At 66.5% G+C, this 13,679-nt stretch carries 14 protein-coding genes; 4 read left to right on the top strand and 10 right to left on the bottom strand.

Annotation, left to right across the window (positions count from 1 at the left end; genetic code table 11):
- Positions 1-191 precede the first annotated feature (191 nt).
- A complete protein-coding gene (locus VGD20_RS07780; protein WP_331133898.1) occupies positions 192-932 on the bottom strand; it encodes an SDR family oxidoreductase in 741 nt (246 codons plus the stop codon).
- An 80-nt stretch (positions 933-1,012) separates the two neighbouring features.
- Between VGD20_RS07780 and VGD20_RS07785 the strand changes: the two genes are divergently transcribed.
- Genes VGD20_RS07785 through VGD20_RS07795 form a run of 3 tightly spaced genes read left to right on the top strand, consistent with a single transcriptional unit; the run spans position 1,013 to position 3,282 of the window.
- Positions 1,013-1,678 (top strand): TetR/AcrR family transcriptional regulator, encoded by a 666-nt coding sequence (locus VGD20_RS07785; RefSeq protein ID WP_331133899.1) that lies wholly within the window; start codon positions 1,013-1,015, stop codon positions 1,676-1,678.
- Positions 1,679-1,688: 10 nt separating this feature from the next.
- Positions 1,689-2,264, top strand: coding sequence for a phosphoribosyltransferase (locus VGD20_RS07790; protein WP_331133900.1), 576 nt, complete (start codon positions 1,689-1,691; stop codon positions 2,262-2,264).
- A complete protein-coding gene (locus VGD20_RS07795; RefSeq protein WP_331133901.1) occupies positions 2,257-3,282 on the top strand; it encodes an adenosine deaminase in 1,026 nt (341 codons plus the stop codon). The genes VGD20_RS07790 and VGD20_RS07795 overlap by 8 nt, the downstream gene beginning before the upstream one ends.
- 8 nt (positions 3,283-3,290) lie before the next feature.
- Here VGD20_RS07795 and VGD20_RS07800 read toward each other — a convergent pair whose 3' ends face one another.
- The 9 genes from VGD20_RS07800 to VGD20_RS07840 form a co-directional block, all read right to left on the bottom strand.
- Complete coding sequence (locus VGD20_RS07800) at positions 3,291-4,331, bottom strand: rod shape-determining protein (RefSeq protein WP_331133902.1); 1,041 nt, start codon at positions 4,329-4,331, stop codon at positions 3,291-3,293.
- Positions 4,332-4,542: 211 nt separating this feature from the next.
- Complete coding sequence (locus tag VGD20_RS07805; RefSeq protein WP_331133903.1) at positions 4,543-5,034, bottom strand: hypothetical protein; 492 nt, start codon at positions 5,032-5,034, stop codon at positions 4,543-4,545.
- Positions 5,035-5,094: 60 nt separating this feature from the next.
- Positions 5,095-5,484, bottom strand: a complete 390-nt coding sequence (locus tag VGD20_RS07810; RefSeq protein ID WP_331133904.1) for a reverse transcriptase-like protein — start codon at positions 5,482-5,484, stop codon at positions 5,095-5,097.
- Between the two features lie 69 nt (positions 5,485-5,553).
- Entirely contained in the window at positions 5,554-7,665 is a 2,112-nt protein-coding gene (locus VGD20_RS07815) for a TonB-dependent receptor plug domain-containing protein (RefSeq protein ID WP_331133911.1), read from the bottom strand.
- Positions 7,665-8,411 (bottom strand): hypothetical protein, encoded by a 747-nt coding sequence (locus VGD20_RS07820; protein WP_331133905.1) that lies wholly within the window; start codon positions 8,409-8,411, stop codon positions 7,665-7,667. Before VGD20_RS07820 ends, VGD20_RS07815 begins: the two co-directional genes overlap by 1 nt.
- Before the next feature lie 112 nt (positions 8,412-8,523).
- The gene (locus tag VGD20_RS07825; protein ID WP_331133906.1) at positions 8,524-10,245 is read right to left on the bottom strand and encodes a M56 family metallopeptidase; all 1,722 of its coding nucleotides are present in this window, start codon (positions 10,243-10,245) and stop codon (positions 8,524-8,526) included.
- Positions 10,245-10,622: a BlaI/MecI/CopY family transcriptional regulator gene (locus tag VGD20_RS07830; RefSeq protein WP_331133907.1), complete on the bottom strand. Its 378-nt coding sequence runs from the start codon at positions 10,620-10,622 to the stop codon at positions 10,245-10,247. The genes VGD20_RS07825 and VGD20_RS07830 overlap by 1 nt, the downstream gene beginning before the upstream one ends.
- Before the next feature lie 604 nt (positions 10,623-11,226).
- Positions 11,227-11,811 (bottom strand): SRPBCC domain-containing protein, encoded by a 585-nt coding sequence (locus VGD20_RS07835; RefSeq protein WP_331133908.1) that lies wholly within the window; start codon positions 11,809-11,811, stop codon positions 11,227-11,229.
- On the bottom strand, positions 11,811-12,458 hold the full coding sequence (locus tag VGD20_RS07840; RefSeq protein ID WP_331133909.1) for a glutathione S-transferase family protein: 648 nt from the start codon (positions 12,456-12,458) through the stop codon (positions 11,811-11,813). Before VGD20_RS07840 ends, VGD20_RS07835 begins: the two co-directional genes overlap by 1 nt.
- A 202-nt stretch (positions 12,459-12,660) precedes the next feature.
- Here VGD20_RS07840 and VGD20_RS07845 point away from each other — a divergent pair.
- Positions 12,661-13,679 (top strand): CHASE domain-containing protein (locus tag VGD20_RS07845; RefSeq protein WP_331133910.1); only part of this gene is annotated, 1,019 nt, incomplete at its 3' end.

Genomic DNA, 13,679 nt, shown 5'->3' on the forward strand with positions numbered 1-13,679 from the left:
ATCTTGTGCCCCGGCGAAGGCCGGGGCCCAGAGCGTTAAAGCGCGGGCGTTTGTTTGGTGCGCTCTGGACCCCGGCCTTCGCCGGGATACACCTCTCTCTCGGCGGCAACCGGTCGAAAGCCGTCGCGCTCGGCACAAACCGGGGTCCGGAGCATCAAGCCCCGACCCCCGGCCTGTAGCGCTACGCAGCCTCAGGTATTCGCGCCGCCATCGACGGTCAGGATGGTGCCGGTGATCTGCCTTGCCGCCGGGCTCGCCAGAAAGGCGACGGCGGCAGCGACATCCTCGGCCTCGCCATAGCGGCCGAGCGGGATCAGCGCGCGCTGGAATTCGGCAAAATCGCCGCTCGCCGGGTTCATATCGGTGTTGGTCGACCCCGGCTGGACCAGATTCACGGTGATGTCGCGCGGCCCGACTTCGCGCGCGAGCCCCATGTTGAAGGCGTGCAGCGCCGACTTGGTGGCGAAATAGACCGTCGCGCCATCGCCGACGATGCGTTCGGCGCCGACCGAGCCGATCGTGATGATGCGGCCGCCCGCGCCCAGATGCGGGATCGCCGCCTGCGACGTCAGGATCGGCCCGCGCACGTTGACACCGAGCAGCGCGTCGATGTCCTCGACACTGATGTCGGCGATCGTGCCATAGCGCGCGATCCCCGCATTATTGACGAGGATGTCGAGCCCGCCGAGCGCCGCCACCGCCTCGTCGACCGAGCGCTTCACCGCGGCCGGGTCGGCGCTGTCGGCCTGGATCGCGAACCCGCGACGCCCTTTGGCTTTGACGGCCGCAACCACCTCGGCCGCGCGATCGGCCGAATGTTCGTAAGTGATGGCGACATCGGCACCCTTTTCCGCCAGCGCCAGCGCAATCCCCGCACCGATGCCGCGCGACGCGCCCGTCACCAGCGCGCGTTTTCCAGTCAATTCCGTCATGGTCACACCTTTCTATAATGATCGATACATAATTAGCTAGGAACGTTGCAATCGCGTGTCAATGGATTATGTAACGATCGATGCAAAATTCGGATCGACTCTCGAAACCCGGCGAAAACGCGCCGCGCGGACGCGGGCGCCCGCGCGCGTTCGACCGCGACGCCGCGCTCGATCGCGCGACGCGCCTGTTCTGGGTCAAAGGCTATGAAGCAACGTCAATCGCGGACCTGACGGCGGCAATGGGGATCGGCGCCCCCAGCCTTTATGCCGCCTTCGGCTCGAAGGAAGCGCTCTATGAGGCGGCGCTGCGCCACTATGCCGACACCCACGAACATTTTGTGTGGGGCGGCTATTTCGCCGCGCCAACCGCGCGCGCGGCCGTCCGCGCGCTGCTGACCGATTCGGCGTCCGCCCTCACCGGCTGCCTCGCCGACATGCCGCGCGGGTGCATGGTCGCGCTATCGAACGTCGGTGGCGAGGAGCATCAGGATTTGCGCGAACGCGTCCGCGGCGCGCGCGCGGTTACGCTCGAACGGCTGACCGAACGCTTCGATCGCGCCGTGGCGGAGGGCGAACTGCCCGCGGGAACCGACCTCCATGCGCTCGCCCGCTTCGTGCAGACGATCCAGACCGGCATGTCGATCCTCGCGCGCGACGGCGCCGGCCGCGAGGAGCTCGAAGCGGTGGCGGAGCTTGCCATGGCGGGTTGGGACGCACGCCTTGCGGGTACCCCCGCATCGGATTAATCCCGCGTCCATGAGTGACGAGAAAATCTTCATCAGCGCGAACGACCTGCTCGCCGACTCCTTCCGCCTCGGCATGCAGGTGCTGGACAGCGGTTTCAGGCCGACGCACCTCGTCGGCATCTGGCGCGGCGGCGCGCCGGTCGGGATCGCGGTGCAGGAGCTGCTCGACTATCACGGCCAGCACTGCGACCATATCGCGATCCGCACGTCCTCCTACCACGGCATCGACAAGCAGGACGCGCACGTCAAGGTCTTCGCCCTCGGTTATCTCATCGACACGCTGAACCCCGAAGACCGGCTGCTGATCATCGACGACGTGTTCGACAGCGGCCGCAGCATCCGCGCCTTCATCGCCGAACTGAAAGCGCGCTGCCGCCACAATATGCCGCGCGACATCCGCATCGCGACCGTCTGGTTCAAGCCCGGGCGTAACGTCACCGACCTCCGCCCCGATTTCTTCGTCCACGAAACCGACCAGTGGCTGATCTTTCCGCACGAGGTCGACGGGCTGACGATCGACGAGATCCGCCAACACAAGCCCGAGGCGGCGATCATCCTGCGCGAGGAGGGCAAGTCCGATGCCTGATGGCTTTGCATCGTCCGCCGAACGCGCCGCGTTCATCGCCGCGCTGCCCAAGGCCGAGCTTCATCTCCATATCGAAGGCTCGCTCGAACCCGAGCTGATGTTCGCCCTCGCGCAGCGTAACAATGTCGCCATCCCCTTCGCATCGGTCGAGGAAGTGCGCGCCGCCTACGCCTTCTCGAACCTGCAGGATTTCCTCGACATCTATTATCAGGGGATGGGCGTCCTCCACAGCGAGCAGGACTTCTATGACCTGACCGCCGCCTATCTCGCGCGCGCCAACGCCGACGCGGTCCGCCACGCCGAAATCTTCTTCGATCCGCAGGGCCATACCGAGCGCGGTATCACCTTCGAAACGGTGATCACCGGCATCACCCGCGCGCTGGGCGATGCCGAGGCAAGCTATGGCATGACCTCGAAACTCATCATGTGCTTCCTCCGCCATTTGAGCGAAGCCGAAGCCGAAGCGACGCTCGACGAAGCCTTGCCCTTCCTCGACCGCATCGACGGCGTCGGCCTCGATTCCTCCGAGGTCGGCCATCCACCGTCGAAGTTCGAACGCGTCTTCGCACGCGCCAGAGGCCTCGGCCTGAAAGTCGTCGCCCACGCCGGCGAAGAGGGCCCGCCCGCTTATGTCCACGAGGCGCTCGACCTCCTGAAAGTCGACCGCATCGACCATGGCAACCGCAGCCTCGAAGACCCCGCGCTCGTCGCGCGCCTCGCGGCCGAGGGCATGACGCTCACCGTCTGCCCGCTTTCGAACCTGAAGCTCTGCGTCGTGGGCGACATTGCCGATCATCCGCTGCGGACAATGCTGCGCGCCGGGCTCCGCGCGACGGTGAACAGCGACGATCCCAGCTATTTCGGCGGCTATGTGAATGCCAATTATCAGGCCGTTGCCGACGCGCTCGACCTGTCGAAGGCCGACCTTGTCACGCTCGCACGCAACAGCTTCACCGGCTCGTTCCTCGATGACGCCGGCAAGGCGAAACACCTCGCCGCGATCGACGCCTACGCCTGACGCGCCGATCAGGCGGCGAGCAGCACGCCGTGATAGGCGCGATCCTCGAACGCCAGCCCCGCGCCCATCGCGACGCAGATCAGCGCATCCTCGGCGACCTGGACGTGCAGTCCGGTCGCCTGCGCGATCGCGACGTCCATCCGCCGCAGCAGCGCGCCGCCGCCAGTCAGCGTGATGCCATAATCGATAATGTCGGCCGACAATTCGGGGGGCGTCTGCTCGAGCGCCGCGCGCACCGCCGCGACGATCTGCCCGACGGGCTCGGCCAGCGCCTCGGCGACTTCGGCCTCCGAAACGCGGACTTCGGACGGCCGCCCGTTCACCAGATCGCGTCCCTTGACCCCCATCACGATCCCCTCGCCGTCGGGCGGGGTCGCGCAGCCGATCGCGAGCTTGACGCGCTCGGCGGTCATTTCGCCGACCATCAGATTATGCTTGCGACGGATATAGGAGGAAATCATGTCGTCCATCTTGTCGCCGCCGACGCGCACCGAATTGCTGTAGGCAATCCCGCCGAGCGACAGGATCGCGACCTCGGTCGTTCCGCCGCCGATGTCGACGACCATCGCCCCCAACGGCTGCGTCACCTGCAATCCGGCACCGATCGCCGCCGCCAGCGATTCCTCGATCAGCTGGACCGACACCGCGCCCGCATTCGACGCGGCGTCGCGGATCGCGCGGCGTTCGACCATCGTCGAACCCGAGGGCACGCAGATCACGACATTGCTGCGCTGGCGCAGGCGGCTCGGCCCGCCCAGCGCCTTGTCGATGAAATGTTTGATCATCTGCTCGGCGACGTCGATATCGGCAATCACGCCATCGCGCAGCGGGCGGATCGCCTGGATGTTGCTCGGCGTCTTGCCCATCATCGGCTTGGCTTCGTTACCCACGACCTTGACGCGCCGCACGCCATCGCGCGTCTCGAGTGCGACGACCGAAGGTTCGTTGAGCACGATGCCCTTGTCGCGGACATAAACGACGGTGTTCACGGTTCCCAGGTCGATGGCCATGTCGTGGGCGGCCGAAGCGAACCGATTAAAGAATTTCATATTGGGCGAGAGCTTTCGGTCAGGGGGATCGGAGGGCGCGCACGCGGGTCGAACGCGCGCAACGTCCGTGGCCTTCCGCTTGTGATCAACCCCCGAAGGCGTCAACCGCCGCAGGTCCCAACCGTTGGTTTCTCAGGTCCGGACGAAAAAGCGGCACCGGCTGGCGCCATTCCGGCACGGCTCGCCGACATGTCGCGCGCGATTCGGCTGCCTATTCGGAGGCGGGAACGACGAACTTCAGACCCTGGAGGCGGACGATCCGGTCGCCGGCGCAGACCGGCGCCGCGATCAGCCGCATCCACCGCCGCGCCGCCAATGCGGGCCGGATTTCGACGTCGAGCGTGAAACCGCGCCGGTGCTTGATCGCATAGGCGCGCAATTTTTCCATCGCCGCGCGCGACTCCTCGCCATAGAGCGCCACAGCTTCGTCGCGCGTCACCGCGGCGCCGCGCGGAATGCCAAAGATGTCATAGACCTCGTCCGACCAGCTCAAACGATTGTCGGACAGATCGCATTCCCAGTGACCCGGCCGCGCCAGCCCCTGTTTTTCCACGATAACGGCGGCTTCGGGACCCCAGTCGGGCGTGTCATATTCGAGGATTTGTCCGAGCGCGAAATGGCGCTCGCGCTCATAGAGCGCCCAGCTGTGGTGGACGGGCAAGGGATGGGTCGGCTTCAACGTGCTGGTCTTCCGTTGTGTCATCCGAAGGATAAGCGATCGGCGCTTAACAAGTGATGATCCGGATTTACAACCCGCTGGCGGCTATTTCTTTTCCGTCGCGGCGCGCGCCAGCGCAATCCCTGCCAGATTCTGCGTGCGCTTGACGTGGCGGACGCGCGGCCCCGGTCCGTCGCCGGCGAGTTCGCGGAAGGCCGCGAGATGCCGCGCCGCGCTGCCGCGCGCCGGTACCACCCCGTTCGCCTGGCGTATGACCGCCGCCGCGTCGCCGAGCAGCACGAAATCGGCCAGCCCGCGCGCACGCGCCAGCCGCAGCGCCGCGATCAGCGCCAGCCATTCGGCATCCATGCTGCTGCCCGTGCCCGCGTCATGATCGATCGCGGCCACGCCGCCCGCCACGACCGCGATTTCCATCGCGCCCGGATTGGGCCGGCATCCGCCATCGAAATAGATTTTGGTGCGGCGCGCCGTCATCGGGCCAGTCTAGGGCCAGAACCCATTAATTGCACGATCATGCGATTAATGGGTCCTGGCCTTGGCCCGTCAGAACTTCCCGCGCACCGAAAAGGAGAAGATCGGACCGATCAGCCGGTCGCGTTCCTCGATAAAGCTGATCGGGCTTTCGCCGCGCACCCCGGTGTAGACGGTGCGGTCGCGCTTCGAGCGCGCGTTGAGGATGTTGTTGATTTGCGCCCGCACGGTCAGCCCCATCACATTCTTGTGCTCGACGAACACCGACGCCCACACTGGGCCTTCCCACAGCTTGTCGGTCTGGTTGCGGCGATAATTGGGCTGGTAGTGCGAATATTCGGCGTTGCCGCCCCACGCCCAGTTGCTACCCGCGATATCGTGGCGGAGCCCGAGGCTGACAAATGTGTCGTTGAGGCCGCTATATTCCCGTTTTTCGCCCGTGAACGGGTCGCGCAGCGACGTTTTCTGGAACAGCACCCGGGTATCGAGCTTGACGCCCTTCAGCCCCGCGGGATCGAGATTGATCGTCGACGTCCAGTCGATCGCATCCACTTTGGCCTTCGCGATGTTGCCGACCGCTTCGCCATCCTCGCCCATCGGGATCACATCGACCCGGTCCTCGACATCGCGATGGATCAGAAGCAGCTTGGTCGAGCCCCACGCGCCGAACTTCTTGTTGATTTCGGCTTCATAGGTCCAGTCCTGCTGCGGGCGCAGCTCGTTATTGCTCTCGTTCTGGTTGCCGTCATTGAGAAAGGCGCGTGCAAGGAAGTCGTAGAAGGAGAGTTGCAGCACCCGCCGCCGCACCTTTACCGACACGTCGAAGTCGGCCGACGGCGTCCACGCGAGCGAGATCGATCCCTTGGGCCGGAAAAAGGTCCGCCTCAGGCCGTCGATCCCCGTCTGGGTAATTGTCGAATGCTCGGCGCCCGCGACGATCTGGAAGTTGAGCTTGTCGGTGAGCTTGCGGCCAAAGCTCAGCAACCCTTCGTAGCGATCCTCGCTGACCCCGCCGGTGCCGCCCTCGAACGGCTGGTCCACGAACACGCCATCCTCATCCAGCACTGCGATCGACGCGACATTGCCCAGCGTGTTGAACGCCCCTTCGCCCGACAGCTGCCAGTCGCCGCCGAACATCTTCCACTGATATTCGCCGCGCGCGATCGTCTCGCCGATGTCGCCGGTCTGCGCGAAACGATCGCCCGTCGCCGGGGTCCCGTCATCGGGAGTCGTGACGATTTCTTGGCGATAGGGCTCGTGGCTGAAGCGGCGAAGCCCGATCAGCTTCAGCTTGCCCGGCCCGAGGCCGAACTGGTAGTCGCCGCTGAATTCGTAATTCCAGCTGTCGGCATTTTCGCGCACGGTGCGGAGGCGATCCGAAAGCCCGGGGCCCGTCCGCGTGCCATCCTCATAATAGCGATCATATTTGCGCTGATAATGGCCGCCAAGGCTCACCACCGTGTCGCCCGCCGGATCCCAGGTAATCCGCCCCGACAGTTTCGGCGTGTCGAAATGCGTGTTCCAGATATCGTTGCGACGCTCGGTGATATGGCCCGTTTCGTCATAAATCAGCGTCGGCCCGCCCGCGCCGCTGCGTGCCGAATCATCGTTGCTCAGCGCCACCTCATATTCGATATCGCCCGTTCGCCCGCGCACCGACACATCGGCGCGCGTCAACAGCGGATCGGTATAATGCGCGCGAAACTCGGGCCTCCACGAAAATTGCCCCGAAAAGCCGTCGGCGCGATAGACGATATTGGCGACCTGTCCCGACAATCCGGGGATATCGAGCGTCGCTCCGTCGACGATCTCGATCCGCTCGACATTGCCCGCGGGGATGCGTGACAATTGGGTGTACATGTCGTCGGCCTTGTTCGACGGCCGCTCGCCGTTGAACAGCACATTGCCCGTCGCCTGGCCCAGCCCGCGCAATTCCTCATTGTCGCGGATCTGGAAACCGGGAACCTGGTTCAGCATGTCATAGGCGTTCTTGGGCGCGTAGCGCGCGAAGTCGGCGGGGGCATAGACCTGCCGCGCCGCGCTGCTCACCGCGCCCGCCGGCGCTTCGGTCGGCGCGGGCGGCGACGTATCACCCGACGCCGGCACCTCCTGCGCGGCGGCGGGCGACAGGGAAAGGACCGCGGATAGCGCGGCCAGGCTGGTAACAAGGCTGACCGGGCGCATCAATTTGCCGTCCCCCCGGCCGCGCGGTTCATCGCCTGCGCATAGTCTCCCGTCACCCCCGTCGCCTTCATTCCGACGACCGCGTCGGCGCTGAGCTTTCGATATCCCGCCGCCGCAAGCCCCCGGACATAGGCGCCGTCGACGCCCAGCGCCTTGCACGCGATCGCATCTTCAATATCGGTCAGGACCAGCGCCTCGGATTTCAGGTCGCGAACATATTCGGGCCGCACGTCGAGCGCCGCCGCCGCGATCAGATCGTCGGCGTCCTTCGGCCGCACGCCTTCGCGGGTCAGCCCGTCGGCCAGCCCGATCGTCGCGTCGACAAGCAGCATCGCAAGCAGGGTCGACCGCTGGTCGGGCGACAGCCCGCGTTCGTCCAGCGCGCGCTCGAACGCCGGATCGGAGGTGAAGCGGCACGCACCCTTCCCCTCGAACGCGCCGGTCAGGGTACCGCTGCACGCCAGCGTCCCCGCCTCGTGCGTCACGGTAAAGCTGACCGGCCCCGGCGTCTTCCGCCCGAGCGCGGCCTCGGCCGCGGCAAAATGGGGGCGCGAACCATCGAATGTCTGGTCGCTGTTCGAGTTCCTGTGCTGGATGCGCACGCGCGGCGCGCCCTTCTTTCCGCCCGCGGACTCGGCGATCCAGCTGATGTCGTTCAGGACCAGCGGGTCGGCAGCGGCGGTCGGCGCCGAGCAGGCGAGGGTCGACAGCAGCGCGGCGGCGCCAGCAAGATACAGGGCTTTCATGGGTGCACTCCTCCTCCGTGCGCCGGGCGAGCGTCATCGCTCGCCGCCGCAGCGGCAATTTCTGGATCAGGTTTCGGTTAATCGTCGGTCGGTACGGACGAGTGTCCGGATATCAGTCGCGGGCGGGCGGCTCGGGGGGTTCAGGCGGCTGCGGCAATTCGACCCGCGCGACACGTCCGTCGGCGCTCCGCGCCTCGATCACGCCCGGCGCCATGCGAACGGTCGCGCCCTTTTCGCCCTTCGCGCCCTTCGCGCCCTTCGCGGCACCCCAGCCGCCCACGGCGCGCAGTTCGATCGCATCATCGGCGCTACGCATCCTGACGCCCGATTTCTGCATGTCGGTCACGAAATCGCGATCGACCCCCATCGCCTTCAGCGCGATCAGGTCGTCGACCCCCGCCCCGGGGAAAAGCGACTTCATGTCGCGGGCAAAGGCCGCATCGACGCCGACATGGCGCGCGCCGACCAGATCGTCGAAATCGGCGCCGGGAATGATGCTGCGCATCTGCCGGATATAGGCGGGGTCGATCCCGCTCGCCTTGGCCGAGATGATGTCGTCGGCGTCCATCGACCCGCCGCCCTGCTCACGCATCTGCGCGACATATTCGGGGGTCACGCCAACGGCGCGCATGCCCACCAGATCCTCGGGCGACAGGGTTTTGACCGGCGCCGCCGCGGCGGGTGCCGCACCGTTTTCGGTCGTCGTCGTGGTCGCCTGCGACGTCGTTACCTGCGACTGCGGCCTGGCGGCAGGCATGGCGATGGCGCGGACATCGGTCGCCGCCGCGGGCTTGACCGTGGCCGAGAAAGCCGCGAGCGGCGCCGTAACCCCCGCCACGATCACCAGGCTCATCAGGATCCAGCTCGCGCTGGCCGGCCCGCGCTTCAGGCTGCCGTCGAGAACGCGGGTGATCCGGCGCTTCAGGCTGCTCTTGCCCGGCGCGACGCCGTGCGCCGCGAGCAGCACCGCCTGATTGTCGTGACGCGCCGCGCCGACCAGCAGGGTCGCATAGTCGGGACCGTCGATGTCGGCCATCAGCACCGCGTCGTCGGCCGCTTCTTCGCGCAACTGGTGGCTTTCGCGCGCCAGCATCCACACCAGCGGATTGAACCAGAACAGCGCGCACGCGACCCGCGCCGCGAGCAGCTTCGCCCAGTCGAGCCGTGCGACATGCGCCAGTTCGTGCGCGATGATCGCCTCGGCCTCACCCGCCGCCGCGACCGCTTTCGGGCTCAGCACGATCGTCGGGCGCAGTACGCCCCAGCTGATCGGCGAGCGCAGCTCGCTGCTGACCAGCAGCGCGGTGCCATGTTTGAAACCCATGCGGCGCTGGGCTTCGGCGAGCGCCGAAAGCCACGACTGCTCGACGAGGACCTCGGCGCGTCCGCGCATCGCGAACAATCGCACGACCGCGAGCAGCATCACTCCGAACAGCAACGCAAGGGGGAGTGCATAGAGAAGGACGGCGATATCGGCGAGGGCCGGAAACATCGCCGGGGCCGTTCCCGCGGCCTCCGTCACGGCAGAGGTCGATGCCGCCGCAGCGGGCTCCGCGTCGATGGCCGGCGCCGCACGATGGGCGACCGCGTCCGTGGCGACCGCGGGCGGCGCCTCGGCCGCCCAGCTCGCGGGCAGCGGCTGCCACTGCGGCAAGGCAAGCGTCGCAACCGGCAGCGCGAGCAATGCCAGCAGCCCGACATGCGCGACAAGCGACCGCTCGCCCGCCGAACGTTTCCGCGCCAGGCGAAGCAGCCCCAGCGTCAGCCCGGTAACCACGGTCGACTTCCACGCCAGCCCGACCAGCGTCGCAGTGGTGATCATCATCTCGCTCATCACTGGCTCCTCCCTTCGCGCGCCTGTCCGATCAGCTTTTCCAGCTCGTCGAGTTCGGAATTACTCATCTCGTCCTGCATGCCGAGCAGCGCCGCGGCGGCGCTCGTCGCCGATCCGTTGAAAAAGACACGAACGACCTGACTCAAAGCCGACTTGCGCGCGGTCTTGTCCGACACGCTCGGCGCATAGACGAAGCCGCGTTCGGACTGCTCGCGTGCGACAAAGCCCTTGGCCTCGAGCCGCTTCAGCATCGCGCGGATCGCCGATCCCGACAATTCGTCGGACAGCGCTTCGCCGATCTCGGTCACCGTCGACGCACCGCGTTCGTACAATATGTCGACAATTTCGCGTTCCCGCGGGGGCAAACTGGACAGCATCGAATCACCTCATGCGCTACATTTGTAGCGTGCTACATTTGTAGCGTATGCTTGGCAAGCGGTTTGTTCGATTAAGACAGGCGCCGCCGGGGAGGTCGGCTTCAGGGTGGAGAGCTGCCGCTGCAACATTGTCCAAAGGTCAGTAAAGGTCAGCCCTGTGCGCCGTTTCATTTGACCCTGCCGGGTGCTGGAACCAGATGAAAGAGCCGGGATGAAGGCTGGCATGACCGGATAATGTAGGAAAGGCCTTTTTTCCAGGCGTCCGATTTGGGGTGGGGAGCTGCCCCTTTTGTGCACCCCGGCGAAAGCCGGGGCCCATGGCGTCAGAAGGCTGGCATTGCGCGATTACGCTCTGGGCCCCGGCTTTCGCCGGGGTGCACATCACTATCGGCAACTCCCGGTCGATTCCGACCATATCGGCGATCAGCTTGCCGTCCCCGGCATCCACTTGCCCTTGGTCCGGCTGGTGAGATGGAAGCGCCGGCAGCGGTCACACCGATAGGGCCGCAGGTCCAGCCCGTTCTCGCGTGCCGACATCATCGCATCGCCAGCAGAGGCATAACGCACCTTGCGGGCACAAATGCTCTGTCGCGTGCGCATCGCGTCAGGGGCGCGGCTTCGCGTCCCAATCGACCGGGCCGGTCGCGAAGCGCGCGCGAAGATTTTCGAGTGTCGTCCGGTTGCCGGCCTCGAAAAATACGAGCAGCGCCTCCCCGCCCGGATTGTCGGGATAGCCGCGCGAGGTCAGCCGGACGCGCGCGCCTTCGCCCGCCGGCTCAATCTCGAACAGGCTGGTGACCTTTTGATAGTCGTCCCAATGCGGAAAGCCCGCGGGCGCCTTCACCGTGCGGAAGGCCAGCCGCCGCCCGGGCACCCGCTCGGTGAAGCGTTGCCGGATCGTGTCGGGCGCCCCGGGACGCGACGCCCGGTCATACGCCGCTTCGATCAGGTCGGGATCGTCTTTCGACATCCACGCGATCGGCACTGCCCACGTCATCCACCCTTCGGCGGTCGAAATCGCTGCCCACACCTCGGCGGGTGTCGCATCGACGTGCACCTCGTGCCGCATCGTCGTCGTGCGGTCGGCCTCGACCTGCCGCGCGACCAGCACGCCTTCGCCAGCCAGCGCCGCGCCCGGCGTCGCGAGCAGCAGGGCCCCCGCAAGACCGAGCGCACGCCGCGCCGTCATCAGGCGAGCACCTTCGCCATCAGCCGCTCTTCCTTCTCGATCCACGGCGCCATGCTCGCCCGCGACAGGATCGCCTCGCTCCATGCCGCGATCTTCGGATGCGCCGCCGCATCGATGCACGCGCCGCAGTGACGCAGGTTCATCAGCGGCGACGCGACCGCGAGGTCGGCGAGAGTCAGCCGGTCACCGACGAGGAAACCCGATGCCGGGATCGCGCTCTCCAGATAGGCGAGCAGCTTCGGCAGTTCCTCGCTCTCGGCCAGCGCCGCGGCGGCAAGATCGCCTTCGCGGCCGAGGAATTTGGGCGCAACGATGCGGTTGAAGAACATCTTGCCGCTGCACGCCGCGAACACGGTATCGGCGAATTCCTCCCACCAGATTACCTGCCCGCGCTGCTGCGGATCGGCGGGGATCAGCGCCGGTTCGGGATATTTCGCTTCCAGATACTGGATGATCGCGCTCGAATCGGCGAGCAGGAAGCCGTCGTCGTCCATCGCCGGCATTTTGCCGAGCGGCGACGCGGCCCGGAACCCCGGCTCGGGATCGCCGATGCCGACCCCCTTCAGCTCGAAATCGATGCCTTTTTCGCCCAGATATCCCAGCAATTTCCGCACGAACGGCGACACCACCGACCCGTAGATGATCATTCCGCTTCTCCCGTTTTGTAACCTGCATCATAGAACGCGGGTTTGCGCCCGCAACCCGCCGCGGAACGCGGCCGGAACGGTATGAAATTGACTTGCTATCGGTCCTTCCCCGTGAAACATCTGGCCATGGAGGGGGGCGCTGCCGCGGCAGCCATCAAGCAGGATATTTGCAATGCGCCCTTCCACATGGGCAGATCGGCTGTTGGCGCTGCTGGTCCGGTTCGTCGGGCTGCTCATCCTGCTCGCCACGCTTGCTGCGGCCATCGCCAGCTTCCTCTACAATCAATCCGACGAGCAGGACCAGGCCGCGCGCGTCGCGGCGCAGTTCAACATGCGGCTCCGCGATCAGGTCGCGATCCTCGAAGGGGTGCGCGCACTCTACCAGTCCGATGCCGCCGCGAGCGGCCCCGGCATCCGCGCCTATCTCGCAGCGCTCCAGCCGCAGGTCCACGCCCCGGGGATGGAAGGCATCGGGATCGCCGCAGCGATGCGCGCGGGAACGCCCGCCGCGATCGAGGCCCGGCTCAAGGAAAATTATGGCGAGGATATCAAGGTCTGGCCGGCCACCACCGACCAGCCGGTCGGTTTTCCGGTCGTCCTTATCGAACCCTATACGCCGCGCCGCCGCGCGGCGCTGGGATTCGACATGTACAGCGAGCCGGCGCGCCGCGAGGCGATGCGCCGCGCCTGGCAGACGGGCCGGCCCGCGGCGAGCGCTATCGTCGAGCTCGCACAGGAACGGGCGGCGACGGTCAAGCAGCGGGGCTTCCTCATCTACCTCCCCGTCCACGTCCGCGCATCGGCCGACAATGCTGCGGGAACTTTCGCAACGGCGAACGGCACGCGGCCGGTCGAGGCGTTCGTCTACGCACCCTTCCGCATCAACGACATGATGGCGGCGGTGCTCGGGCGGCAGCTCGACACGATCGACGGACTCGAAATACGGGCCGGTGACGGCCCGGCGGCACCGCTCGTCTTCCGGCACGGCACGATGGGCTGGGACGCGCACGAACAGACGCTGCGCGTCGCCGACCGGCAGTGGACGCTGCGCATTTCCTACGGGCGTTTCCTCGAACGGCTCGGCCGCCCGCTCGCCATCCTGCTGTTCGGCGTCGCGCTGGCGCTGCTCGCGACCCAGCTCCACCGCGTCCAGCGGCGGCGGCTCAATGCCTTCCAGGCGCTCGCGGCGCAACGCGCACGCCATGCCGAGGACCGCGAACT

The sequence above is a fragment of the Sphingopyxis sp. genome (genome assembly GCF_036402335.1).
Classification (GTDB): Bacteria; Pseudomonadota; Alphaproteobacteria; order Sphingomonadales; family Sphingomonadaceae; genus Sphingopyxis.

What these genes read in the sequence shown, in the direction of transcription:
- VGD20_RS07780 (WP_331133898.1), bottom strand. Translation starts at nt 932, where the DNA reads ATGACGGAATTGACTGGAAAACGCGCGCTGGTGACGGGCGCGTCGCGC.
- VGD20_RS07785 (WP_331133899.1), top strand. Translation starts at nt 1,013, where the DNA reads ATGCAAAATTCGGATCGACTCTCGAAACCCGGCGAAAACGCGCCGCGC.
- VGD20_RS07790 (WP_331133900.1), top strand. Translation starts at nt 1,689, where the DNA reads ATGAGTGACGAGAAAATCTTCATCAGCGCGAACGACCTGCTCGCCGAC.
- VGD20_RS07795 (WP_331133901.1), top strand. Translation starts at nt 2,257, where the DNA reads ATGCCTGATGGCTTTGCATCGTCCGCCGAACGCGCCGCGTTCATCGCC.
- VGD20_RS07800 (WP_331133902.1), bottom strand. Translation starts at nt 4,331, where the DNA reads ATGAAATTCTTTAATCGGTTCGCTTCGGCCGCCCACGACATGGCCATC.
- VGD20_RS07805 (WP_331133903.1), bottom strand. Translation starts at nt 5,034, where the DNA reads ATGACACAACGGAAGACCAGCACGTTGAAGCCGACCCATCCCTTGCCC.
- VGD20_RS07810 (WP_331133904.1), bottom strand. Translation starts at nt 5,484, where the DNA reads ATGACGGCGCGCCGCACCAAAATCTATTTCGATGGCGGATGCCGGCCC.
- VGD20_RS07815 (WP_331133911.1), bottom strand. Translation starts at nt 7,665, where the DNA reads ATGCGCCCGGTCAGCCTTGTTACCAGCCTGGCCGCGCTATCCGCGGTC.
- VGD20_RS07820 (WP_331133905.1), bottom strand. Translation starts at nt 8,411, where the DNA reads ATGAAAGCCCTGTATCTTGCTGGCGCCGCCGCGCTGCTGTCGACCCTC.
- VGD20_RS07825 (WP_331133906.1), bottom strand. Translation starts at nt 10,245, where the DNA reads ATGAGCGAGATGATGATCACCACTGCGACGCTGGTCGGGCTGGCGTGG.
- VGD20_RS07830 (WP_331133907.1), bottom strand. Translation starts at nt 10,622, where the DNA reads ATGCTGTCCAGTTTGCCCCCGCGGGAACGCGAAATTGTCGACATATTG.
- VGD20_RS07835 (WP_331133908.1), bottom strand. Translation starts at nt 11,811, where the DNA reads ATGACGGCGCGGCGTGCGCTCGGTCTTGCGGGGGCCCTGCTGCTCGCG.
- VGD20_RS07840 (WP_331133909.1), bottom strand. Translation starts at nt 12,458, where the DNA reads ATGATCATCTACGGGTCGGTGGTGTCGCCGTTCGTGCGGAAATTGCTG.